The following is a 23,163-nucleotide window of genomic DNA, read 5'->3' as shown; positions in this document are numbered from 1 at the left end:
GAGGCACACGCCCGTGCGTCACCACCCCCTCGGCTCCAGCAAGGTCCAGGTCACCTCGCTCTCCTTCGGCGCGGCCGGCATCGGCAATCTCTACTCCCCGGTCGACGGGGCACAGGCAGAAGGCGCCGTCGACGCCGCCTGGGACGCGGGCATCCGCTCCTTCGACACCGCCCCGCACTACGGCCTCGGCCTCTCCGAGGAACGCCTGGGCGCCGCGCTGCGCACCCGCCCGCGCGACGCGTACGTCCTCTCCACCAAGGTCGGCCGACTGCTCAGGCCGTTCGGGGGAGGCGGGGACGATCTCGCCGACGGGTTCGCCGTACCGGCCACCCACCGCCGAGTCTGGGACTTCTCCGCCGACGGCGTGCGCCGCAGCATCCAGGAGAGCCTGCTGCGCCTCGGGCACGACCGCGTCGACATCGTCTACCTCCACGACCCGGACGACCATGCCGAGGAGGCCTTCCGACAGGCGTACCCGGAGCTGGAGCGCCTGCGTGCCGAGGGCGTGATCGGCGCGATCGGCGCCGGCATGAACCAGACCGGGATGCTCACCCGGTTCGTCCGCGACACGGACGTCGACGTCGTGCTCTGCGCGGGCCGGTACACCCTCCTCGATCGGAGCGCCCTCACGGACCTCCTGCCGGAGGCCGCCGCACGCGGCAAGAGCGTCGTGATCGGTGGCGTGTTCAACTCCGGCCTGCTCGCGGATCCCCGGCCCGGCGCGACCTTCGACTACACCGCGGCACCTCCACATCTCCTGGACCGTGCCCTGCGCCTCCAGTCCGTCGCCGAGCGCCACGGCGTCCCCCTGCGCGCCCTCGCCGTGCGCTTCCCCTTCGGCCATCCGGCCGTGGCGAGCGTGCTCGTCGGCACCCGCTCCGCCCACGAGGTCCGCGACGCCGCCGATCAGTTCGCGCGCCCCGTCCCGGCGGACGTGTGGACGGAGCTGCGCGACGAGGGCCTCCTGCCGGACGACGTACCGGTGCCGGAGGAGACATAGCCGTGGGTACCGCAGGAATCGCCGTCCCCCGTCCCGCCGAGGAGCCGTCATGAGGATCGCGCTGCACACCAGGGTCCGCGCCGACCGCGTCACCGCGTACGAGAACGCGCATCGAGCCGTCCCCGAAGAACTGACCGACGCCGTCCGCGCCGCCGGTGCCACGTCCTGGACGATCTGGCGAAGCGGCACCGACCTCTTCCACGTTCTGGAGTGCGAGGACTACGCCAGGCTGCTCGCCGAGCTGGAGAGGCTCCCGGTCAACCTCGACTGGCAGGCACGCATGGCCGACCTGCTGGAGATCGTCCACGACTACAGCGCCGAGGGAACGGACGCCGGTCTGCCCGTCGTCTGGGAACTGTGAGCGACATGCGCGTCGTGGACGCCCACCACCACGTCTGGGACCTCTCCGTGCGAAGTCAGGGCTGGATCACGGGTGACGAACTCGCCCCTCTGCGAAGGAACTTCGCACTCGCCGACCTCGAACCGGAGGCGAGGGCGGCCGGAGTGGCGGCCACGGTCCTGGTGCAGACGGTCAACGTCGCCGGGGAGACCCCCGAACTCCTCGCGCTCGCGGCGGACCACGACCTCGTCGGCGGGGTCGTCGGGTGGACCGACCTCACGGCACCCGGCGTGGCCGACGAACTCGCCCGGCTGCGTGAACTGCCCGGCGGTGAAAGCATGGTGGGGATCCGCCACCAGGTCCAGAGCGAGCCCGACCCGCAGTGGCTGCTGCGACGCGACGTGCTGCGCGGCCTGGAGGCCGTGGCGGCGGCGGGACTGGTCCACGACCTGGTGATTCTCCCGCACCAGCTGCCGGCCGCGGCAGCGGCGGCCTTCCTTCTGCCGCATCTCACCTTCGTACTGGACCACCTCGGCAAGCCGCCCGTCGCCACCGGCGAACACGACGTCTGGGCACGGCACCTGCACGACCTGGCCGCCCTACCCAACACCGTGGCCAAGCTCTCGGGCCTGGTCACCGAGGCCCGCTGGGACTCCTGGACGCCCGACGACCTGCGCCCGTACACGGAGACGGCCCTCGAAGCCTTCGGCGCGGACCGCCTGATGTTCGGCTCCGACTGGCCCGTCTGCCTGCTCGCCGCCTCGTACGGCGAGGTGGTCGACACGGCACGCTCGCTGACCGCGGACCTCAGCGGATCGGAACGGTCGGCGGCTTTCGGCGGAACGGCGACGCGCGTGTACGGCCTGGAGTGAGCCGGGCGTGTCCGGGTGCCGGTCGACGTCGGCCCGGGTGCCGCGCGGGGTCCCTCGCAGGGCAAAAACGATGCGTAACCGATGCGTCTTGAAGAGAGGCTTCTCACCGCCGGATGCTGAGGGAGCCGGAAGCGCCTGCCTTCGGGGGGCGGATCGGCACCCCGTGGCCGACGCCTGCCAGCCGACCACGCCCGTACGCCGGACAGAAGGAGTGGCCGTCATGATCACAGCGCCCTCGGCGCGCCGCCTCCGCCCTCTCGCGACCGACACACCGCCCGCCCCGCGCCCCCTCCTGCCCGCCCCGGACGTACGTCCCGTACGAGTGCACCCGGACGAGCCCACGGACGAGGAGATCGGCGCCGGGCTCGTCCGCGGCGACGAGTACTGCCTGGCTCTGGCGTACCGGCGCTGGGGCGGTCTCGTGCACACGCTCGCCAGTCGTACGATCGGCGACTCCCGCGAGGCGGAGGACGTCACACAGCAGGTCTTTCTCGCCGCCTGGCGCGGCCGTCAGGGGTACCACCCTGAGAGAGGGCCGGTCCCGGCCTGGCTGGTCGGCATCGCGCGCCGCAAGATCGCCGACGCGCTCTCCGCCCGCACCCGCAGGACCGCCCTCATCGCCGCGGCCGGAGCCGCACTGCCCCCGCACACGACGACGGCCGACGGGCCCGAGCACGTGCTCGACCGCCTCGTCGTCAGAGGCGAGCTGGCCCGGCTGCCGGGCGTCCAGCGCGACGTACTGACCCTCGCGTACTTCGGGGACCTGACCCAGGCGCAGATCGCGCGGCGGACCGGTCTGCCGCTGGGCACCGTCAAGAGCCATGCCCGGCGCGGGATGCAGCGGCTCCGCTGCAGCCTGGCCCCCCACGTGGCGGACGGCTGGAAGCCCGCGGACACGAGGGGGAACGCATGAACCGGAGGACCGTCGCCGTCGTCGGGGCGGGCGTGGCCGGCCTGACCGCCGCCCACGTGCTGTCCCGCTCGTGCGACGTCGTGCTCTACGAGGCCGACTCCCGGCTCGGCGGGCATGCCCACACCCACGAGCTGCCGACCCGGGCGGGCGGCACGGTGCGCGTGGACACCGGCTTCATCGTCCACAACGAGCGCACCTATCCGAACCTGATCCGTCTCTTCCGCGAACTGGGCGTCGCCACCCAGGACTCCGAGATGAGCATGTCCGTCCGGTGCGACGGCTGCGGTCTCGCGTACGCCGGTGCCCGCGGCCCGCGCGGGCTGCTCGGCGGCGGAAACCTGCGCCGCGGCCGCCATCTGCGGTTGCTCGCCGACGTGCCGCGCTTCCACCGCGCCGCCCGTCGGCTGCTCGCCACCGGGAACGACAGCCTGACTCTCGGCGCCTTCCTGGAGCGTGGAGGGTTCTCGCCGTACTTCGTCGGACACTTCGCGATCCCGCTGGTCTCCGCCGTGTGGTCCTGCGCGCCGGACACCGCGCTGCTCTACCCGGCGGCCTACCTCTTCCGCTTCCTCGACCACCACGGACTGCTCTCCACCACCGGCTCACCCCAGTGGAGGACGGTCACCGGCGGTTCCTCCGCGTACGTCGAGAAGGCGGTCAAGCGGCTCTCCGCCGTCCGCACGGCCACCCCCGTCCGGGCCGTCGAACGCGCTCCGGACCACGCGCGCGTGACCACCGAGGACGGCGAGTCCGACGCGTACGCCGCCGTCGTCGTGGCCGTCCACCCCGACCAGGCCCTGCGGATCCTCGCCGACGCCACTCCCGACGAGCGCCGGGTCCTCGGAGCGTTCACGTACTCCCGCAACCCCACCGTCCTGCACCGGGACACCTCGGTTCTGCCGCGGTCACCGTACGCCCGCGCCTCCTGGAACTACTGGCTCCCCTCGTGCGAGGCGCGCCCCGAGTCCGTGCGCGTCAGCTACGACATGAACCGGCTCCAGCGCCTCCCGGTGGACGAGCCGCACATCGTGACCCTCAACGCCGGCGGCCGCGTCGACGAGAACACCGTCCTCGCGCGCATGGTGTACGAACACCCCGTCTACACGCCCCGTTCCGTCGCCGCCCAGCGTGAACTGCCCGGCCTCGCCACGTCCGTCACCGCCTTCGCCGGCGCCTACCACGGCTGGGGTTTCCACGAGGACGGCTGCCGCTCCGGAGTCGAGGCGGCCCGAGCCCTGGGGGTGGAGTGGTGACAGCTCCAGCCGCCGCCGTCCCGCCCGTCACCGGTACCGTCGTACGCGTCCCGGTGCCGGCCCTCTACATGAGCGAGGTCGCGCACACCCGCGTCCAGCCGGTGCGCCACAGCCTGCGCCGACGTACCTACCTCTGGCTCGTGGACCTCGACGACCTGCCGCGACTGCCCCGCCTTCTGCGGCCGCTCGCCCGCTTCGAGGCCCGCGACCACTTCGGGGGGCGGGCGCCCACGCTGCGCGCGGGACTCGACGCGTACCTCGCCTCCCAAGGCGTACGGAACGCCGACGGTCAGGTGCTCATGCTCGCCAACGCCCGGGTCTTCGGCCATGTCTTCAACCCGCTGACCCTGTACTGGTGCCACGACCGGGCCGGACACCCCGTCTGCGTCGTCGCCGAGGTGCACAACACCTACGGCGGCCGGCACTGCTACCTGCTGCGGCCCGACGCCCACGGGCGCGCGGACGTCGCCAAGGACTTCTACGTCTCGCCGTTCTTCGACATCGAAGGCTCCTACCGGATGCGACTCCCGCTCCCTGCCGAGCGCCTCGACCTCACCGTCCAACTGCGGCACGACGACGGGAGCCGCCCCCTCACCGCCACCGTCCGAGGCCACCGCCGTCCGGCCGACACCCGCGGCCTGCTCGCCGCCGCGCTGCGCCACCCCTGGTCCACCGTGGCGGTCAGCGCCGGCATCCGGTGGCACGGAATCCGCCTGTACCTCAAGGGACTTCCCGTCCGTCCCCGACCCGTGTCGCCCACCCGAGAAGGCATGCTGTGACCGTCACCGTCCCGTCGCCCGAACCCGTCGCCACAGGTCCCGCCCACCCGCGCGTCGACGCCGAGCGCTGGCCCGACGTCGCCCGCCTCCCGCGGGCCTCCGCCCTCCGTACCGCCATCTCCCGGCGCGTCGTCGAACGCGCCCTCGTCCGTCTGCCGCTGCGGATACAGAACGGCACCACGCTCACGGCTGTTCCCCACCCGGCCGCGAGCGGGGAGGGGCCGCCCACGCTGACCCTGCACGATCCCGCCGCCTTCCACCGGCGGATCGGCGCCGACGGCCTGATCGGCTTCGGTGAGTCGTACATGGCCGGAGAGTGGACCAGCGACGACCTCGTCGGCGTGCTCACCGTCCTCGCCACCCATGTGGACGACCTCGTACCTGCTCCCCTGCGCCGCCTCCGGGGTGCGTGGGCGCACCGGCGCCCCGACCGCGACCGCAACACCCTCGACGGAGCCCGGGACAACATCCAGCGCCACTACGACCTGTCGAACGACCTGTTCGCTCTCTTCCTGGACCCGAGCCTGACCTACTCCTCAGCCGTGTTCGACACGCTCCCGGCCACATCGCGTGCCTTCCGCGCCGCCCAGCACCGCAAGATCGACCGCCTGCTCGACCTGGCCGGGGTCGGCCCGGGGACCCGGCTCCTGGAGATCGGCACCGGCTGGGGCGAACTCGCCGTCCGCGCCGCGTCCCGGGGCGCCCACGTCCTCACCGTCACCCTCTCCGCGGAGCAGCGCGAGCTGGCCCTGCGAAGGATCGCCGACGCGGGCGCCACAGACCGGGTCACCGTCGAACTCCGCGACTACCGCGAGGTCGAGGGGCGGTTCGACGCCGTCCTCAGCGTCGAGATGATCGAGGCGGTCGGCGCCGAGTACTGGCGCGCGTACTTCACCGCCCTGCGCCGCCTGCTCGCGCCCGGCGGCAGGGTCGCCCTCCAGTCCATCACCATGGCGCACGAGCGGATGCTCGACACCGCCCGTACGCACACCTGGATCAGCAAGTACGTGTTCCCCGGCGGTCTCATCCCGTCGCCCGAGGCCATCGCCCGTGAGAGCGCCGCCGCCGGCCTGAGGATCACCCACGACACCGGGTTCGGCGACCACTACGCCGAGACGCTACGGCTCTGGCGCGAGCGGTTCGTCGCGGAGTCGGAGGCGGTCGGCGCGCTCGGCTTCGACCAGGTCTTCCGCCGCATGTGGGAGCTGTACCTGGCCTATTCCGAGGCGGGGTTCCGCTCGCGCTACCTCGACGTGCGCCAACTCCGGCTGGTCGCCGACGGCCGGGAACCGGAGGAGCCGCGATGACGACGTCCGCGTTCGCCGTGAACCTGGCCGCGTCGGCCGGTGCCGCTCTCGTCGTCATGCTCGTGACCTTCGCCGTGGCCCTGGTGAAGGGCGTCCACCGGATCGTCGACATCGCCTGGGGCCTGGCGTTCGCCGCCGTCGCCCTGGTCACCTGGGTCCTCTCCGCCGGGTACGGGGACGACGGGCGCCGACTCGCCGTCACCCTCGCGACCCTTCTCTGGGGGCTGCGGCTCGCGCTCCACATCGCGCGCCGGGGACGCGGCCACGGCGAAGATCCCCGGTACGCCCGCATGCTCGCCGACGCCCCCGGCAGTCCCGCCCTCTACGCGCTGCGCAAGGTCTACCTCCTGCAGGGCGGCCTCGTCTGGCTCGTCTCGCTCCCCGTCCAGGCCGCGGCCTACCTGCCTCAGGGCGCGGACGTCCTGCTGGTCGCCGGACTCGTTCTGTGGGCCGTCGGGCTCGCCTTCGAGACCGTGGGCGACCACCAGCTCCGCCGCTTCAAGTCCGACCCCGCCAACCGGGGACGGATCATGGACCAGGGGCTGTGGAGCTGGACCCGCCACCCCAACTACTTCGGCGACTTCCTCGTCTGGTGGGGGCTGTACCTGACCGCCTGCGCGAGCCCGCAGACCGCCGCGCTCACCCTTGTGTCGCCGCTGGTCATGAGCGGACTCCTCATCTGGGGGAGCGGAAAGCGGCTGCTGGAAGCCCATATGAAGGGGCGCCCGGGATACGCGGCCTACGCGGCCCGCACCAGTGGATTCCTGCCTCGGCCTCCCCGCCGGCAGCCCCCTGCGCCCCGATCGGGCGCGTCGGGGAGCGAGGCCGGATGACGGACGGTCCGGGCTTCGGGCTCCGGCGGGGTGAGGAGGGCTCGCTGGTCGTGCGCAGTGCGCCGGCGGTTCCGGTCGCGGCCGTTCTTCTGCTCCACGGCGGCAGGTCCGAGGGGCTGGAGCCACCGCCTGTCGTCAACTTCCCCGCCCTGCGCATGCGTCCGTTCGCGGCGGCCGTCGCACGCGTGCTCTCCGGACGGGACGTCCTGGTCGCCGACGTCCGCTACCGGCACCGCGGCTGGAACGGAGCGCGCTGCGACCCCGTTCGCGACGCGCAGGCCGCGCTCGTGCGGCTGCGGGACGACTTCGGCGCGGTCCCCGTCGTGCTGGTCGGCCACTCGATGGGCGGCCGCGCCGCCCTGAGCGCCGCCCGGGATCCGATGGTCCGCGGTGTGGTGGGCCTGGCCCCGTGGTGCCCGCCCGGGGAACCCGTCGAGCACCTCGAAGGGCGGGGCATCTACCTGCTGCACGACGAGGCCGACCGGGTCACGTCCGCGCGCGAGACCTGGGGGTTCGTGCGCAGGGCCCGGTGCGCGGGCGCCGACGCGGTCGGGGTCCCGATGCCTTACGGAGGGCACGCCATGCTCGCCGGCGCCTCCCGCTGGCACCGTCGTACCGCCGAACTCACCGCGCGGCTGCTCGTCCGCCCGTAAGGCGCGGCCGACCCCGTGACCGGCGGAACACCCGATGCGACGCCCCGGGAACCGGCTCAGCCGCCCGTGTGGCGAACCGCGTCGGTGTGGGGGCCGGCCGTACAGCGGTGGACGAGGATGTCGAGTGCCTCGCGCAGCCCGCCGGGACGGAGCATCCCCGGTGCGGTGGCGCGGCCGGCCCAGCCGGGACCGGCGAGCAGCACCAGGGGATGGGTCCGGGCGCCCCTGACGCCGAAGGACATGTCCGCCACGTGCCGTGCCAGGGCGTGACTGGCGGTGGAACGCGCCTGCGACCAGAGGACGACGGCCGTCGGGCCCAGGCGCCGCACCGCGGCGTCCAGGGCTTCGGCCGGCACAGCCGCTCCGAACATCCGGGTCGGCAGCCCTCGTTCGGTCAGTCCGGCGGCCAGCGCCTCGATCGGAAGGGTGTGCTGCTCGGCGGGGACGCAGGCCAGCAGCACCGGATTCACGTGGTCGCGCGGGCTCGCGGCGCCGATCAGCTGGCGGAGGGCCGTGGAGATGTGCCAGGACAGAAGGTGCTCCACCTCGACGTACCGGTCACCCGAGGACTCCCATTTGCGGCCGACGGCGTGGAGTGTCGGCGCCATCACCTCTTCCCAGGCGGTGACGAGCCCGTGTTCGGCCACCAGATCGTGCAGCAAGGTGTGCATGGTGGGGCTGTCGAGGCGCACCGCCGCCCGGGCCAGTCCGCGGAACTCCTGGTGGACCTTGTCGAGGGGCAGCCCGTTGCCGGAACCCGGGGCGTGCGCGGGCGGGGGAGCGGATGCCGTCCTGTCGGGAGCCGGCTGATCGGACGCGTCCTGGGGCTGCCGCCGGGACTGCTCCCCGGCGAGCTCCCCGGCCGGCTCCCCGGGCTGGCGACCGGCGCGCGCCCGGGCGACCCGGGCGGCCTCGGCCGGCGGCACCCCCGACGTGGTGAGCCGGCACATCGCCTCCAGCATCTCGACGTCCGCCGGTGACCAGCGCCGGTGCCGCCCGTCCTCACGCGCCGCCGGGCCGATGCCGTAACGCTGGTCCCACGATCGCAGCGTGGTGGGGGAGACACCCAGCCGTCGAGCCACGGCCCCTGTCGTGATGCCGGCCGCCGTTTCGGTCATACGACCAGGATACGACGCACAAGTGATGCGAGCCGAGGTCGGACCCAGGTGCTCCGGCAGTCGACCCTGCCCGATCCGATCCGTAGGGGAGTGGGCCACGGGCTCATCCGTACGGCACCCGACGGCGGAAGTACGGATGCGCCTCGGTGTGACGTGGCGTGCAGCGGGGGCACCCCGACTGAAGAGGAGCGGCAGCGGTGATGCGGAAGACGGACGGTGGAATCGATGTCGTCGTCGTCGGGGCCGGTGCGGCCGGTCTGGCCTGTGCGGCGGACCTCGTCGCCGCGGGGGTACGTGTGCGCCTGCTGGAGAGCGACGACACCGTCGGCGGGAGGATGCGGACCGACCGGATCGCGGGGTTCACCGTCGACCGCGGCTTCCAGGTGTTCAACACCTCCTATCCGCAGGTCAAGCGGCGTCTGAACCTACGGAGGCTCCGGCTGGGGCCGCTCACTCCGGGCGTGCTGGTACACACGGACGACGGGCCGCGCCGGTTCACCGACCCCACCCGGCGCCTCCGGGAGAGCCGTGACCTCCTGCCCGGCCGACTGGCCTCCGCCCGTGACCTCGCGGCCCTGGGCGTGCTCTCCGCGCGTGACACGCTGCTGCCCGCCTCACGGCTCCGTGCGCGACCCGACGCCACGACCCTTCGCGCCCTCTCCGACGCAGGCCTCTCACCCGGACTCGTGGAGACGCTCCTGCGGCCGTTCCTGTCCGGGGTGTTCCTCGAGGACGACCTGGAGACCTCGGCACGCTTCTTCCATCTCGTCTGGCGGTCCATGGTGCGCGGCACGCTGTGTCTGCCGGCCGACGGGATCGGCGCGGTCCCCGCTCAGCTCGCCTCCGGTCTCCCCGCCGGGGTCGTACGCACCGGTTCGCCGGTCGCCTCGCTCACCGCCGACGGGGTGGCGCCGGCCGACGGAGGCGAGCTGAAGGCACGCGCCGTCGTCGTCGCCACGGGGCAGAGCGCGGCCGGACGTCTGCTGCCCGGCCTCGACGTACCACCCGGCCGGACCGTCACCACCCTCTACCACGCGGCGGAGCGATCACCCCTGGCCGAGCCGACCCTCGTGGTCGACGCGCGCCGGCGCTTCCTGAACACCTGCGTCGTGACCGAAGCCCAGCGCGGCTGGTCCGGCGACGGGCGGGCGTTGGTGTCGACCTCCGTCCTCGGTTCGCCGGGTCCGGCGGAGGAAGAAGCCGTCCGCGAGGCCCTCGGCGAGGTGTACGGCACGGACACGGCGGCCTGGGAAGCCGTGCATCGCGTCACGGTGCACGACGCCCTCCCCGTGATGCTCCCGCCGCTGGAGCTCTCGCGGACCACCCGTTTCGCGCCGGGCAGGTACGTCTGCGGTGACCACCGGGCGACGGGCTCGCTGCAGGGGGCGCTGGCTTCCGGATCCCGCGCGGCCCGTGAGGTGCTGGCCGACCTCGATCGACTCGCCCCCGCCTGATCCGGAGAGGGGTGCCGCTCCGAATACCTCGTGAGAGTGCAATTCCAGCCCATGGCCGGGCCCCGGTTCCGGGACCCGGCCCAGGAGGAGGAAGCATCATGAACACCTCGCACGTCATGCGCCGCGTCGCCGCGGCCGCCGCGGCCGTCGCCCTCCCGGTGTCGCTGGGCGTACTGGCCCCGCAGGCTGTCGCCGCGGAGGGGAACGGACCGTTCGGGCCCGGCTGCAGCGCCCTCCCGGCGGAAGGCGAGGGCAGCGTCGACGGCATGGCCGACGACCCGGTCGCGACCGCGGCGTCGAACAACCCGGAACTGTCCACGCTTGTCTCCGCCGTCAAGGCGGCCGGACTGGTCGACACGCTGAACGGAGCCAAGGACATCACCGTCTTCGCGCCGACGAACGACGCCTTCGCGAAGATCCCGAAGGCGGACCTGGACAAGGTCCTCGCGGACAAGGCCGCCCTGACCAAGATCCTCACGTACCACGTCGTGGACCAGGAGGTCGGCAAGGCGGAGCTGGCCGACGGCTCGTTCAAGACGCTCCAGGGCGGCACGGTGACGACCGACGGCTCCGGCGACGCCTACACGGTCAACGGCACCGCCAAGATCGTCTGCGGCGATGTGCCGACCTCGAACGCCACCGTCCACGTGATCGACACCGTGCTGATGCCGAACTGAACAATGACCGCCGCGGGAACGCGGCGGTCAGGACGTTCCGGAGACCGCGCCACGACGCGGTCTCCGGAACGTGGCGCGGCGTCTCCGGAACGTGGCGCGGCGGCCGGACCAATCAGCGGTAGTGCTTCGCGACCGCGGCCGGGAGACGTTCGGTCACGCCGTCACCGAGCCGTTCGAACTCCGTCCGCAGGAAAGGCGTGGCCAGCTTCGCCAGACCGTGGAACTTGAGGGACCCGACGTACGTCAGCGCGGTCTCCGTGGCGGACCGCGCCTCGAAGGTCATGTCATCGGTCGCGGTCACTGTCTTGTTCTTCCCCACGAACATGAGGCGGGCGGGCTCCCGGGCCTCGAGCCGGTAGAGGAGCTCGCTGGTACGCCCCCGGAAACGTGACGTGTTGCGCCAGGACGATCCCGGCCGCACCGGCCCCTCGTCGACCCGCACGCAGCGCACCGTCCCGGGATCCCATTCCTCGGTCCGGCCGAAGTCCTCCAGATAGGCGACCGCCTCGTCCAGAGGACAGGAAAGGAGCATGCTCCGTCGCACCACAATCACTGTGCCGCCTCCTTCGTCCGGCCCGAGGGCCGCCGTGCGTTGGTCGACCCTCCTTCCCCTCACAGGGCGTCGGTGGATGCACGAATCCGGCCCGGACCACACGATCGTGGGGGGCGGCCGGCCGCGAGGAGCAGCCGCATCCGCGAGCACTCGGTGAGGAGAAAGAGGAACGTAGTGCACGTGCAGCAGCCCACCGGGCGTACCCGCCTCCGCCCCGGTGCTCGATCGCCAGGAGTGGTGCCATGAACGTCTCGGTCGTCCTGTTCACCTCGGACCTCCGGCTCCACGACCACCCGCCCCTGCGCGCCGCGCTGGAATCGGCACCCGAGGTGGTACCCCTGTTCGTCCGCGACCCCGCCGTGGACCGTGCGGGCTTCGCCGCGCCCAACCGGCTCGCGTTCCTGGCCGACTGCCTGACCGACCTCGACGCAGGGCTGCGGGAGCGGGGCGGCCGACTCGTCGTGCGGCACGGCGACACGGTGGACGAGGTGTGCGCCCTGGTCCGGGAGGTCGACGCCGACGAGGTGCACATGGCGGCGGGCTGCAGCGCCTTCGCACGCCGACGAGAGGAGCGCCTGCGGCACGCCCTGGAGACGGACGGCCGCCGGCTGTACGTCCACGACGGGGTGATCACCGTGCTGCCCGCCGGCGCTGTCGCCCCTGGTGGATCGGACCACTTCGCTGTCTTCACCCCGTACCACCGGAGGTGGTCGGCCGAGTCGCCGCGCTCCCCGGTCGCGGCTCCCCGGGCGGTCCCGGTGCCCGGCGCCGTACGCTCCGACGACGTGCCGTCGCGGAGCTCGATCGCCGCCGTGTCCGAGGGACTGGCCGTCGGCGGCGAGCGGGAGGGGCGCCGGCGCCTCGCGGCGTGGATGTCACGCCACGTCGACGCGTACGAGGACATGCACGACGACCTCGCCGGCGACGCCACCTCCCGTCTCTCGCCGTATCTGCACTTCGGCGCGGTCTCCGCGACCGAGGTGGTGCACCGCGCGCGGTCCCGGGGCGGGGCCGGCGCCGACGCGTTCGTACGGCAGATGTGCTGGCGGGACTTCCACCACCAGGTGCTGAACGCCCGCCCGCACAGCTCCACGGAGGACTACCGTCCGCGCCACGACCGCTGGCGCGAGGGCAAGCGGGCCGAGGCGGATCTCCTGGCCTGGAAGGAGGGGCGGACCGGGTATCCGGTGGTGGACGCCGCGATGCGGCAACTCGCCCACGAAGGCTGGATGCACAACAGGGGGCGGCTGCTCGCGGCCTCCTTCCTGACCAAGACGCTCTACCTCGACTGGAGGGACGGGGCCCGCCACTTCCTCGACCTTCTCGTCGACGGCGATGTCGCCAACAACCAGCTGAACTGGCAGTGGGTCGCGGGCACGGGCACCGACACCCGTCCCAACCGCGTCCTCAATCCCGTACTCCAGGCCAAGAGATACGACCCGGACGGTGCCTACGTCCGCCGCTGGGTCCCGGAACTCTCCGGTCTGGAGGCCCCGGCGGTCCACGAACCGTGGAAGCTCAACGGGCGGCTGGACGTCTCCCTCGACTACCCCGACCCGATCGTCACGCTCGTCGACGGCCTGGCCCGCTTCCGCCGCGCCCGCGGCCAGGACTGACGCCGGGAGTCAGTGCTCGCAGAGGGAGAATTCTCGTTCGTAGAGCTGCTCGTTGTGTTCGTCGACGAAGAACTTGCGCTCCTGCATGAGTTGTTCGCGGAAGTTTTTGGCCTGCTCAAGCGTCATGGTCGAGGTGGCGGACCACGGTTGCTGCGGTGGCACGTCGGAGGTCGAGACGATCTTCTCCGACGGGTCGACCAGGAAGAACGCGAGAATCTTGCGATGTCCTGGGCGGGTGGGGTCCATGAGGCGGAACGAGCCGACGCGGTGTTGCAGGATGTTCGGGAACGCCAGGCAGCGGCCTTCCGGCGTCGACGCCGATCCCAGCATCTGGTTCAGTGCGTCTTCGTCCTCCAGGCCGTAGACCTCACGCAGACCGTTGTCGTCGTTCTGTTCGTAGTTCGGGTCGTCGAGGGCCGCCCGGAAACTCAGGCTGCTCTCGGTGATGTTCTCGTTGTCCCAGTAGTAGATGCCGGTCGAGACGATCCGCTCGTTCAGCATCCCCTCGACATGCCAGGAACCGCCGGGGTACTCGGGCTTGTCCGGGGTGAGATGAATGGTGGCGAGCTTGACGATGACCTGGAGACGGCGGCCGCGCAGGTCGACCCGGGCGGATTCGTCGGGCACCTCGGGCGCGGTGAAGGCCGGGGCGTCCGGGACGACCGGGCGGCGGTTCTCCCACCAGTCGTCCTGGGCGGCTTCCCAGGCACGGAGGGCTTCCGCGTGGGCCGCGGCATCACTGTAGGAAGACTTGTCCGGATACTCCGGCTCCGAGTCGTACCACCCGTATGGATCGGCCTCGATCCGCAGGGGTCGCGGATGGCGCAGATCGGTGAGCACGTTCTCCAGCAGCGGGCGCATGCGCGCGAACAAGTCCGGCAGGACGGAGGCCAGTTCGTGATGAGTCTCGGGGTGGACGTTGTTGACGTAGGAACGGAAGGCGACATCGCCGTCGTCATTCACGTCGACGTCCGTCGGCAGCCACTGAAACTTCTCCGAGAACTCGTACTTCGAGTACTGGTTCGTCGGGTTCTCCCAGGCCCGATCGGGAGCTCCGCTCACCTCACGCACCAGACAGAACAGTGAGGGATGAACCAGATCCAGTACCTGGCCGTCGGATCCGGGATGCCAGTCCAGTTCTTCCTCGGGAACCTGTTCCAGAACCCGAACCGCCTCACGCAGCCGGGCCCTGAGCTTGTCGTCGATCAGTGCGTCCGACTGCCACACGCCGTCGACGGCGGACACCTCGACGCCGGTCCGTCCGTCCCGCAGCGCGGCGTAATGCCGGAGTTCGGCAAGGACGTAACGAACCTGCGCCTCGGTGAGGCCCTGGGCGACCGCCTCCTGCGTCCACCGGGCGACGATGTCGGCGTCGTTCATCTTGTCGAACCACCCCGGCTTCGCCCGGATGTGCGAGCTGCACTGCATCATCTGAAGTTCCCGCAGTGTTCGGGGCGTAGCGAACGCTATGGAACGGGAAGCATGAAAGGGCAGCGGGAAAGCGGACAGGCCGGTCAATTCTCTTGATCCTCACGGTCGGTGTGCGGTGCCGGGAAGGATACTTCGGCGGACTGACACCGCAGCCGCAGCCCCTGTCAGCGCCGGCCCGGGAGCCGGGGCTGCGACGCGCTCGCGTGATGCCCGGCCGCGGTCGGCGTCGGCCGGCTCATCCCGCTTCGTCCGGTCGTCCGAGTGGACAACTCCAGTCGTATGTCGCCCTTTTGCTGCGCGATGCGTCCGAACTCCTAGAACATGCGCATGAGCCTGTGGCGGTGCGGTCGACCTCGGACGTGGCCCACCCGGCACTGCGGCTCCACCCACGTGCCGTTCTTGCAGGCATCGTGGACCCGGCGATCACAGTGGATACGGAGAACCTCAATGAGTACGTACACCGACCCACTCGTCGACGCCGCAACCCCGATGAGCGAGTACGAGGGGCGGGTCTGGGACACGCTCAACGAGCACTGGCAGGGGCGCAACAACCGCCGCGGTCTGCCGAACTGGGCGAGCGCCGCCCTCGGTCGCACCGGTGAGGTCGCCGGCAACGCCATGAGACGGGTCACGGACGCTGTGCCGGAGACGGTCACGGAACCGATCCGTCGCGCGGGCGACGCGGTCGCCGACAAGGCCATGAGACCGGCGCTCGCAGGAGCGGCCGCCTTGCTCGAGCTGGTCAACGACTGGGCCATGGAGCTCAACGACCCGAAGAACGTCGAGAAGCTCGCCCGGAAGCAAGGCCTCGAACTCGACAGCTTCGCCGAACTGCGGCAGCAGGATCTCAAGGTCTGCGACCGGCTGCTGTCCCGGAACACCCTGAGGTGGCGCACCGCAGGCGCGTTCGAAGGCGGCGCCATGGGCCTGCTGGCCATGGTCCCCGTCGCCGGTATTCCCGTCGCGATCACAGCGGACATCCTCGTCATCCAGGTCCTGAGCACGTCGATCGCATCGCGCATCGCGTACTCCTACGGCTACGACGCCAAGGACCCCAAAGAGCAGGACTTCATCCAACGCCTGGTACAGCGGTCCTTCATGGCGCAGGCGGCCAAGGCCAAGCCGTTGCGTGAGACCGCACAGGCGGCGAACGCGATCAAAGGGCGCATGAAGTGGTCACAGAAGCTCCGCCAGGACCACCGCCTCCTGGCAGCCCTGGAGAAGCTGATGCAGCAGCTGGGCCCGGCCGGCACCAGGGTGCCGGTCAAGAACGTCGCCAAGGTCGTGCCGTTCGTGGGCGTCCTCATCGGTGCCGGCATGAATTCCGCGATCCTCGGCAGGGTGGCCGCCGACGCCCAGCGGTACTGCCAGACCCGCTTCCTGTGCGACAAGTACGGGCTGCCGCTGCCGACGGCACTGGCGACCGACCGGGACGACGACCCCCGGACCGGCGACCCCCGGACCGACGGTGTGAGCCCTGAGACACCTGTGGGCAGCTGACCGGACAGGTGAATCGTTGTAGTCTCCGAAGATCGCCCTTGACCTGCAATAAGCAGGCAGGGAGCAGACAAATCGGGCGTCTGTTCATGCTTCGTACCATGTTCAAGTCCAAGATCTGACTATTTGGCGTCGCCGCAGGTCAGGGGCATCATGTGCCCCCCTCGGGTCAGCAAACGGTCAGCATGCGTCCGCATGGTGTCCGCGCTTGCTGACCTTCGACCTGCAACAGGCGCCTGAGCATGATTCTTGGGCTGGACCGGATGGTTCGCGACATGGCCCGACAGCTCGCCCGCGGCATGGGGTCCTTCTTCAAGGACTGCGGCTGTGCCAAGCCCACCCGCTGCCCTCACCCTTACTCGATCCGTTTCCGCGACGCCCTCGGCAAGCAGCGCGAGGAGTCCGGATACGACACGCAGGACGATGCGATCGAGTATGCGGAGAAGAAGACCACGGCGCCCACCGTGGCGGCGGCCCGCCGCGAACTGGGTCAACAGACGGTCGAGGAGTACGCCAAGCAGTGGGTCCTGTTCAATCCCGCGTTCATGGCACTGGTCTGCGCACGGGCTGTGCGCGAACACCGAGGGCACGACGAGCGCTGCCCCCTCGCGGTCGCTGTAACTGCGGCGGTCATGGCACTGCAACCCGGGATCCGTGACGTGCTGCCCAGGAACACCAATGCCAGCGTGGCCAAATGGGACGATGACCATGCCGAGATCCGCGTCATGATGGCCGCGAATACCACCGCGCTAACCCCCGTGGCTCGGGCCGGACTGCTCTTCGCCACCCAGACAGGCGTCCTGACAGCGCACCCGGATGCCAGCCTGAGCCTCGCGACCCCTCGCGCCATCCCCGCCCAGCCCCGCGACAGCGCACCCACGGCGCTCGCGATCCAGAAAGCGGCCGGCATGCTCGGACGCTGGCTGCCGACCGCCGGCAGCACCGTCACCACCCTGACTCTGCTCGGAGTTCGTCCGTGACCTGCCAGATCCGTGCCGTCGTCCTCTACGGCAAGCAGCCCGACCAGATGGAGCTCCTCCCGTTCGAGCTCGGGAAACTGAGCATCGTCACCGGCGATTCCCGCACCGGCAAGACATCGATCGCGACCATCACCGACTACTGCCTAGGCAGCGGTAACTACCCGGTAAAGGCCGGCGTCGTCCGCGACTACGTCCAGATTTATGCACTGCAACTGGTGGTGGGGGAGCGGCAACTGTTCACCGCCCGCCCGGCATCCAACAGCACGACCGCCGCCCCGCGCCTGTGCCTGCAGTTCCAGCCGGCCGGATCCCCGCCGCCGGCTTTCGACGAACTCGAAGCCGGACGGGCCTTCAAGGACTTCGAACTCCTGGCCAGGGGCGGGAGGTGGGCGCACGTGGGGCGCTAGCATCAGTGCGCCCGCTGCTTGACCACCGAGAAGGCGAATTCGCGCGATGGCTGATGACGCATTCCTGTTCCTCCTCCCTCCCCGGCATCCCCGGATCGGGGCGGCCCTGGCCACCGTCGGGGCGCTCGAATGCTCCGAAACCCCGGCCGTGCACGGCTGGTTGCAGGCCCACGGAGTCTCCGCCTCCTCCGAGGAGATCCGGATCCTCCCTGCGGAGGCGGAGATGTTCATCCCGCAGGACGCGGAGCGTCTGCCGGTGCCCCTGAGCGAGGAGGAGACTCTCCGTGTTCAGCAGGAGTGTGCGCCCCAGTCCGTCACGGACATGGAGAGCGAACTGCTCGGCTTCCGGGACGCGACCCAGGAATGGGAGGCTCTCGTGCACCGGGCCCTCACCGCGGGCATCCCCGCGCAGCGCATCGCCCAACTGACCGGCCTGGACCCGCAGGACATCGCTCGCCTGACCGCCTGACCCGCGGGACGTGCACAGACCGGACCGCCGTCGCCCCTCACTCGTGGCGACGGCGGTCCGCGTGCGTCATCAGGGCACTTTCGTTCGGGGCTCCCGGACACCGACGCCTCCGATCGGCTGAGCCGCAGGGGCGTGCATCGGCTGTCATCCGCTCCGTGAACGGGGCAGAGGCGAGAGCGGACGCAGCCGGGGCCGGCCCGTCGATGACGGGCCGGCCCCGGCGTAGTCGGACTCCGCGTCAGTGACGGAAGGCGTCCTTGGCCTTCTCCTTGGCCTGGCGCGCGTCGCCCCTGGCCTGTTCGGCGCGGCCCTCGGCCGTCATGCCTTCGTTGCCAACGGCCCGGCCGACGGTCTCCTTGACCTTGCCCTTGGCCTGCTCGGCCTTCGCCGTGGACTTCTGCTTGCCCGACATGGGGACCTCCTCGTGGCGTACCGGATTGGTCGTAGGCCCCTTCTGCTCGCCCACGCCGATCCCAAACACCACCCCCACGATCGAAGTCCCGCTGTACGCCGGCCACTGCCCTTCCGTGCAAGGGGCAGCGGCCGATGCTGCTGTGCCTGCCGACGTGGCCAGTCCAGAATGCTGCCGTGACCGAAGACGGACAGAGCGGCATAGAACCGCGTTCATTCCTGGCGTGCGCAACGGAGGTAGCTCGGCTGCTGGGCGTCGAAGACCTATCAATGAAGTCGGACGACCGGCCTGCCCGCCACCTCGCCCACGCGGTGCGTAAGCCACTGCTCGAACGTGCATGTCTGCCCGAGGAGCTGTTCGCCCCGTTGATGGCGGCAGCCGTATGCGACCCAGATCGCAGCTTCTGCCGCTGGTTCGTCGAACCAGCGGTCTACGCGTTCGGACGCCGCCGAGTGATGGCAGCATTGGTCGATTATCTCCGGATCGGCACGGATGCTGAGCGAGCGGGTGCCGTGCGGGCCTGGTACTGCGCCCATGCGCCTTTGCGCGCAGATCGATCCCCGGCGTACGGACCCGGTGGGGTACGTGATCCAGCTCTGGACGAGTCGCAGGACATCAAGTACGCGTGGCTGGAGGCCTCCATACGGGTGTTCGCCGAGGCCACCGATCTGCGGTTGCGCCACCGCGTCCTGCTGAGCCTGCCCACGTCCCGCGCGGCATACCCACCGCACCTGCACAAACTCCTTGAAAGTGCACTCGCATCCGCCCAGGCTCATCCCGACCAGCACATCCGTCGCTGGGCCGCAGCAGCACACCACGACGCAGTGTGAGCCTGGCCGTCACCCCCCCCGGCAGTTACGGGGCAGCCCTTAGGCCTCGGGGTCGGCGGAAGTGCGTTTGTAGTGACATGAGTACGGATAGGGGTCCCCGCCGTCCGCGCGGACAGTCCCGTCCATCCACAGCTTTCCGTGCTCCATATAGAACGGCAGAAACTGGTGGTCGTTGTGATTCTTGAAACGAAGCACCAGATAAGGCGTCAGGCCGGGGTCCTTGTTGACCCCATGCCATGTCCCGTCGCTTGAACGGCGTGTCACCTGCGAGTCCGGCCCGGGGCCGTCCCACTGGACCGGAAAGTCCTTGCTGGAGAAGGTGTAGTCGTCGCGTAGCCGGACGATCGGCGATCCGCATTTCCCCTCCCCGTCCCACCGGCCGACCAATTCGGCATGAGTGACGGCCTTCGGGGCGGGGGCGGGTTTGGCTGTCCCGCAGGCGGACGGGGCGAATGCCAACACGGTGGCGGTCGCAAGGCTTGCGCCGATGCGAAATATGTCGAATTGCACGCTGTCTGCTTCCCACCGTTGGATGACGCCCAGTATGCCGGTCGGTGATCCGAAGGAGACGGCCCGGTACGCCAGCTGCAGATCTCGATCTTCCTGTCCGAGTGAGCCGAGGCTCGACAGTTGCCACATCGGCATGCCTGGTGTCACGGTGGCCGGGTTGAGGCGGCAGGAGACTGTCGGTGGCCGGTGGCAGGATCACCGGCATGGGTTCCGTACGAACTACTCCGCCGCGGCCTGTGGATGTGACCGCGGCCTTTCCCGAGCTGGCTCCCCTGGCGCGACCTGCGATGCGGCTGCATCCGCGTCCGGGGTCGCCTTCGGTCAGGGACAGCTCGGTCGGTGGGCCCCTGCTGTGGCCGGCTGAGGAGCCGTGGCCGCACTGCGAAGACGCACATCTGCACGTGGACACCGGATTCCGCCGGTCACCGACCGAAGTGCGGCTCCAGAGACGCATGCAGTCCCGGTGGACCCCTGATGGCCGACCTCCCGCGTTCACGCCCGAGGAGGAAGCGCTCAAGGAGCGCAATGCCGCGTGGCTCGCCGAACGGATCGACGCCGGCCCTCCCTGGCCCGCCGAATGCCCGGTCCCGATGCTGCCCGTGGCTCAGCTCTTCCTGCGTGACATACCCCTGCTGCGGCCGCCAGGGCAGGCCGATCTGCTTCAGATTCTCTGGTGCCCGCACGAGCACGAACCGGACTACAAGCCGGCGACCGCACTGTTCTGGCGGTCGGCCGCGGAGGTCGGCGACATCCTCGCCACACCACCAGAACCGTACGAGGCGGACTATCCGGGTTACGTGCCGGAACGGTGCCTGCTGGCGCCAGAAGCGATCACCGAGTACCCCAACAGCCTGGACCTGAGCCCGGAGCTGCAGCGGATGCTGGAGGACTGGAACAGGTGGCAGGCAGCCGGCGCCGGCCTGGACAGCTCCTACGCGGAGTACCCGCGCGACTTCTACTCCATCCATCTGGGCAACGCACCCGGCTGGAAGGTCGGCGGCTGGCCCCCTTGGGGCCGCACCGATCCGAACCCCCGGTACTGCGTGGTGTGCGAGGTGCAGATGGTCCCGCTACTGACGATCGCTTCATGGGAGTGGGACGGCGGTGAAGGTCACAGCTGGGCGCCGCGGGAAGACCGGGCCGCCGCCCTCGCCGACTCCCACTACGCGGGTCAGGATCCCTCGCAGCCGACGAGGGTTGAAGTGGGCAGCACGGACAACATGCAGATCTACGTCTGCCCGACCTCCCCCGAACATCCCCACACCGACCTGATCCAATGAACCGTCGGGCCTGCACACACCCTCCAGACCGCGGTGCTGCCACGCAGCTGAGGCCGTACGGGGTCACGGAGCCGTGCGTGACCCGGCCGTCGAAGGGCGGGAGGCAGAGGGCCGGGGTCGGAAAGGGGCCGACGGTCAGACTCCGGGATCCGGCCCGGCCGGCTCTTCCACTCCCGCCCGCACGGCTTCCAGCTGTGCGGCGAACGCGACGCCGAGGAAGAGGGCCAGCGACGTCAGGTACGACCACAGCAGCAACGCCATGACCGCGCTGAGCGGCCCGTACACACTGGTGAAGGAACTGCTCGCCCCGACGTACAGGCTCAGCCCCCAGGTCGCCGCGTTCCACAGCACCAGGTACAGGATCGCGCCGAAGGCCAGCCACGTGTAGCCGGGCTGGTCCCGGCGCGGGGAGAGCCGGAAGATCGCGCTGGTGGCCAGCACGGCCAGCAGCACTCCCGCCGGCCAACGCACCACTTCCCAGGCGCGGGTGGCGCCCGGCCCGAGACCGTAGACGTCCGCGAACGCCTGGGTCAGATCGGAGCCGAGGACGGTGAGGAGGAAACTCAGCCCCAGGGGCAACCCGGCCAGCACGGCCATCACCGTCCCCCGGAGGTATTTGCGCAGGAAGGGCCGGTCCCGTTCGACGCCGTAGATGCGGTTGGCGCCGCGTTCGACCTGGCACAGGCTGGTCGTGACATTGACAAGCGAGAAGAGCAGCCCCAGCCAGAGCGCCGCCTCACCCCCGTCGCCCGCGTGCCGGCGGCTCAGGCTCAGCGCCTCTTCGACCATCTCCTGGCTGGGGCCGCTGGTGATCCGACGGATGGTCAGCTCGGCGACACGACCGATGCCCTCCGTGTGCAGCACCCCGGAGAGGCCGATCGCCACGATGGCCAGCGGTACGAGGGAGAGCACGGTCTGCAGCGCCAGGGCGCGCGAGTGAGTGAAGCCGTCGGCGTAACGGAAACGTATGAACGAGTCCCTCGCCAGGCTCCACCCCCCGTACCGGCGTAGAGCGGTCCACGCCTCGTCACCGGACAGTTCGTCCCCGACGACGTCACGTCGCTGCGGTACGCGTGTGGCGGTGCCCATCATCGTCCTTTCCGTGCAGCCGACGATCGCGTCACATCGACGTCCGCTCGCGGGGCGAGTGTGCCCCGGACGTCGCCGATCCACCGCCCGCGCCGTCGAGCGGGGTCGGGTCCGGCCCGCAGCCCGCCAGGGCCACCGGCCTCCTCACCGAGTGCCGTACCAAGCACCGCCTCGGACGGTCGCGGACGGCCGGGGCGGTCCTCGGCGGGGGAGCGGGCCGACAGTACGACCCACCCCACGAGCAGGAGCGTCAGGGTGCCGTTGAGCAGACCGCCCAGGACGTCGGTGGGATAGTGCATGCCACGGTGGATCCGGGACACCCCCACGGCTGCGGGAACCAGGAGCAGCACGGTCGATGCGTACCGCCACGGCCCGCGGGCACGAGCGAGCGCCAGTACGACCCATCCGCCGTACAGGGCGACGGAGGCACCCACATGCCCCGAGGGGAAGCTCGACGTCGGCGGCGCCGTGTCCAAGGGAGCAACCCCTGGGCGCGGCCGCTGCACCCAGGCGGTGACGGCGAGAAAGACCGCCGACTGCAGAGCGACCGCGGCCCCCAGGAACCCGGCCTCACGCCACCATCGCCCGCCCGACAACAGCAGCAGCGCCACGAGGGACGCCAGCGTCACGCCGACGACCGTCTCCGTGCGGGCCAGTGCCGACAACCACTGGGACACCACGTCGAGCCGGTCCCCGCGGTACGCCACCGCCTCACGCATGGCGCGCAGCTCCAGGGACTCCAGCCGCGTGTGCGTCCCGGCAGACGTCACGGCGAGTCCCGCCCCCACCATCAAAGTCGTCTGCACCGGCACCAGCGCCGCGAGCCGGCAGAACCTCGCACCCGAACCCCACCCCGTTGTCATGACAGTCTGGTTGCCCGGCCACCGCCG

General features: G+C 70.8%; 25 protein-coding genes. 18 read left to right on the top strand and 7 right to left on the bottom strand.

The genetic code is table 11. The features are described 5' to 3' along the window. The first annotated feature begins 13 nt into the window (after positions 1-13). The 9 genes from ACFY8U_RS02770 (at position 14) to ACFY8U_RS02730 (ending at position 7,950) form a co-directional block, all read left to right on the top strand. A complete protein-coding gene (locus tag ACFY8U_RS02770; RefSeq protein WP_389564716.1) occupies positions 14-1,000 on the top strand; it encodes an aldo/keto reductase in 987 nt (328 codons plus the stop codon). A gap of 49 nt (positions 1,001-1,049) precedes the next feature. Continuing rightward, entirely contained in the window at positions 1,050-1,361 is a 312-nt protein-coding gene (locus tag ACFY8U_RS02765; protein ID WP_389564713.1) for an L-rhamnose mutarotase, read from the top strand. A gap of 5 nt (positions 1,362-1,366) precedes the next feature. After that, on the top strand, positions 1,367-2,212 hold the full coding sequence (locus ACFY8U_RS02760; RefSeq protein ID WP_389566121.1) for an amidohydrolase family protein: 846 nt from the start codon (positions 1,367-1,369) through the stop codon (positions 2,210-2,212). Between the two features lie 220 nt (positions 2,213-2,432). After that, positions 2,433-3,125, top strand: a complete 693-nt coding sequence (locus ACFY8U_RS02755) for a sigma-70 family RNA polymerase sigma factor (protein WP_389564711.1) — start codon at positions 2,433-2,435, stop codon at positions 3,123-3,125. Beyond that, complete coding sequence (locus ACFY8U_RS02750; RefSeq protein ID WP_389564708.1) at positions 3,122-4,378, top strand: NAD(P)/FAD-dependent oxidoreductase; 1,257 nt, start codon at positions 3,122-3,124, stop codon at positions 4,376-4,378. Before ACFY8U_RS02755 ends, ACFY8U_RS02750 begins: the two co-directional genes overlap by 4 nt. Positions 4,379-4,446: 68 nt before the next feature. Then, positions 4,447-5,157 (top strand): DUF1365 domain-containing protein, encoded by a 711-nt coding sequence (locus ACFY8U_RS02745; protein ID WP_389566118.1) that lies wholly within the window; start codon positions 4,447-4,449, stop codon positions 5,155-5,157. Further along, positions 5,154-6,464: a class I SAM-dependent methyltransferase gene (locus ACFY8U_RS02740; RefSeq protein WP_389564705.1), complete on the top strand. Its 1,311-nt coding sequence runs from the start codon at positions 5,154-5,156 to the stop codon at positions 6,462-6,464. Before ACFY8U_RS02745 ends, ACFY8U_RS02740 begins: the two co-directional genes overlap by 4 nt. Beyond that, positions 6,461-7,297 carry a DUF1295 domain-containing protein gene (locus ACFY8U_RS02735; protein ID WP_389564702.1) on the top strand — a complete coding sequence of 279 codons (837 nt, stop codon included), beginning with the start codon at positions 6,461-6,463 and terminating at the stop codon, positions 7,295-7,297. Before ACFY8U_RS02740 ends, ACFY8U_RS02735 begins: the two co-directional genes overlap by 4 nt. Further along, positions 7,294-7,950: an alpha/beta fold hydrolase gene (locus tag ACFY8U_RS02730; RefSeq protein WP_389564699.1), complete on the top strand. Its 657-nt coding sequence runs from the start codon at positions 7,294-7,296 to the stop codon at positions 7,948-7,950. Before ACFY8U_RS02735 ends, ACFY8U_RS02730 begins: the two co-directional genes overlap by 4 nt. A gap of 56 nt (positions 7,951-8,006) precedes the next feature. On the opposite strand, the gene ACFY8U_RS02725 is transcribed toward ACFY8U_RS02730, so the two are convergent. Continuing rightward, positions 8,007-9,068, bottom strand: a complete 1,062-nt coding sequence (locus ACFY8U_RS02725) for a MerR family transcriptional regulator (protein ID WP_389564696.1) — start codon at positions 9,066-9,068, stop codon at positions 8,007-8,009. Positions 9,069-9,268: 200 nt separating this feature from the next. Here ACFY8U_RS02725 and ACFY8U_RS02720 point away from each other — a divergent pair, with 200 nt between their 5' ends. Both ACFY8U_RS02720 and ACFY8U_RS02715 read left to right on the top strand, forming a co-directional pair. Next, positions 9,269-10,522, top strand: coding sequence for an NAD(P)/FAD-dependent oxidoreductase (locus ACFY8U_RS02720; RefSeq protein ID WP_389564693.1), 1,254 nt, complete (start codon positions 9,269-9,271; stop codon positions 10,520-10,522). 98 nt (positions 10,523-10,620) lie between these two features. Beyond that, positions 10,621-11,199 carry a fasciclin domain-containing protein gene (locus ACFY8U_RS02715; protein ID WP_389564690.1) on the top strand — a complete coding sequence of 193 codons (579 nt, stop codon included), beginning with the start codon at positions 10,621-10,623 and terminating at the stop codon, positions 11,197-11,199. 112 nt (positions 11,200-11,311) lie between these two features. Here the strand turns inward: ACFY8U_RS02715 and ACFY8U_RS02710 are convergent, their stop codons facing one another. Then, on the bottom strand, positions 11,312-11,743 hold the full coding sequence (locus ACFY8U_RS02710) for an SRPBCC family protein (RefSeq protein ID WP_389564687.1): 432 nt from the start codon (positions 11,741-11,743) through the stop codon (positions 11,312-11,314). A 251-nt stretch (positions 11,744-11,994) separates the two neighbouring features. Here ACFY8U_RS02710 and ACFY8U_RS02705 point away from each other — a divergent pair, with 251 nt between their 5' ends. Then, the gene (locus ACFY8U_RS02705; RefSeq protein ID WP_389564684.1) at positions 11,995-13,368 is read left to right on the top strand and encodes a cryptochrome/photolyase family protein; all 1,374 of its coding nucleotides are present in this window, start codon (positions 11,995-11,997) and stop codon (positions 13,366-13,368) included. Positions 13,369-13,377: 9 nt separating this feature from the next. Here ACFY8U_RS02705 and ACFY8U_RS02700 read toward each other — a convergent pair whose 3' ends face one another. Further along, positions 13,378-14,886, bottom strand: coding sequence for a DUF4246 domain-containing protein (locus tag ACFY8U_RS02700; RefSeq protein ID WP_389564681.1), 1,509 nt, complete (start codon positions 14,884-14,886; stop codon positions 13,378-13,380). Positions 14,887-15,246: 360 nt separating this feature from the next. On the opposite strand from ACFY8U_RS02700, the gene ACFY8U_RS02695 reads away from it, so the two are divergent. From ACFY8U_RS02695 to ACFY8U_RS02680, 4 genes are all read left to right on the top strand, one after another. After that, complete coding sequence (locus ACFY8U_RS02695) at positions 15,247-16,299, top strand: EcsC family protein (RefSeq protein WP_389564678.1); 1,053 nt, start codon at positions 15,247-15,249, stop codon at positions 16,297-16,299. A gap of 239 nt (positions 16,300-16,538) precedes the next feature. Beyond that, a complete protein-coding gene (locus ACFY8U_RS02690) occupies positions 16,539-17,276 on the top strand; it encodes a three component ABC system middle component (protein ID WP_389564675.1) in 738 nt (245 codons plus the stop codon). Beyond that, positions 17,273-17,683: a hypothetical protein gene (locus ACFY8U_RS02685; protein WP_389564672.1), complete on the top strand. Its 411-nt coding sequence runs from the start codon at positions 17,273-17,275 to the stop codon at positions 17,681-17,683. The genes ACFY8U_RS02690 and ACFY8U_RS02685 overlap by 4 nt, the downstream gene beginning before the upstream one ends. Before the next feature lie 46 nt (positions 17,684-17,729). Beyond that, positions 17,730-18,152: a DUF6003 family protein gene (locus tag ACFY8U_RS02680; RefSeq protein WP_389564669.1), complete on the top strand. Its 423-nt coding sequence runs from the start codon at positions 17,730-17,732 to the stop codon at positions 18,150-18,152. Positions 18,153-18,390: 238 nt separating this feature from the next. Here the strand turns inward: ACFY8U_RS02680 and ACFY8U_RS02675 are convergent, their stop codons facing one another. Next, entirely contained in the window at positions 18,391-18,564 is a 174-nt protein-coding gene (locus ACFY8U_RS02675; RefSeq protein ID WP_389564666.1) for a CsbD family protein, read from the bottom strand. Between the two features lie 176 nt (positions 18,565-18,740). On the opposite strand from ACFY8U_RS02675, the gene ACFY8U_RS02670 reads away from it, so the two are divergent. Then, positions 18,741-19,394 carry a hypothetical protein gene (locus ACFY8U_RS02670; protein WP_389564663.1) on the top strand — a complete coding sequence of 218 codons (654 nt, stop codon included), beginning with the start codon at positions 18,741-18,743 and terminating at the stop codon, positions 19,392-19,394. A gap of 39 nt (positions 19,395-19,433) precedes the next feature. On the opposite strand, the gene ACFY8U_RS02665 is transcribed toward ACFY8U_RS02670, so the two are convergent. Continuing rightward, positions 19,434-20,039: a hypothetical protein gene (locus tag ACFY8U_RS02665; RefSeq protein WP_389564660.1), complete on the bottom strand. Its 606-nt coding sequence runs from the start codon at positions 20,037-20,039 to the stop codon at positions 19,434-19,436. 68 nt (positions 20,040-20,107) lie between these two features. On the opposite strand from ACFY8U_RS02665, the gene ACFY8U_RS02660 reads away from it, so the two are divergent. After that, complete coding sequence (locus ACFY8U_RS02660; RefSeq protein WP_389564658.1) at positions 20,108-21,184, top strand: hypothetical protein; 1,077 nt, start codon at positions 20,108-20,110, stop codon at positions 21,182-21,184. Between the two features lie 135 nt (positions 21,185-21,319). On the opposite strand, the gene ACFY8U_RS02655 is transcribed toward ACFY8U_RS02660, so the two are convergent. Continuing rightward, positions 21,320-22,273: a YihY/virulence factor BrkB family protein gene (locus tag ACFY8U_RS02655; protein ID WP_389564655.1), complete on the bottom strand. Its 954-nt coding sequence runs from the start codon at positions 22,271-22,273 to the stop codon at positions 21,320-21,322. After that, positions 22,273-23,136: a phosphatase PAP2 family protein gene (locus ACFY8U_RS02650; RefSeq protein WP_389564652.1), complete on the bottom strand. Its 864-nt coding sequence runs from the start codon at positions 23,134-23,136 to the stop codon at positions 22,273-22,275. Before ACFY8U_RS02650 ends, ACFY8U_RS02655 begins: the two co-directional genes overlap by 1 nt. Positions 23,137-23,163: the final 27 nt, after the last annotated feature.

Source organism: Streptomyces sp. NPDC012508, from assembly GCF_042902595.1.
Classification (GTDB): domain Bacteria; phylum Actinomycetota; class Actinomycetes; order Streptomycetales; family Streptomycetaceae; genus Streptomyces.
Note: the sequence above shows the minus strand (reverse complement) of the source record. Positions and strands in the feature narration are given on the sequence as shown.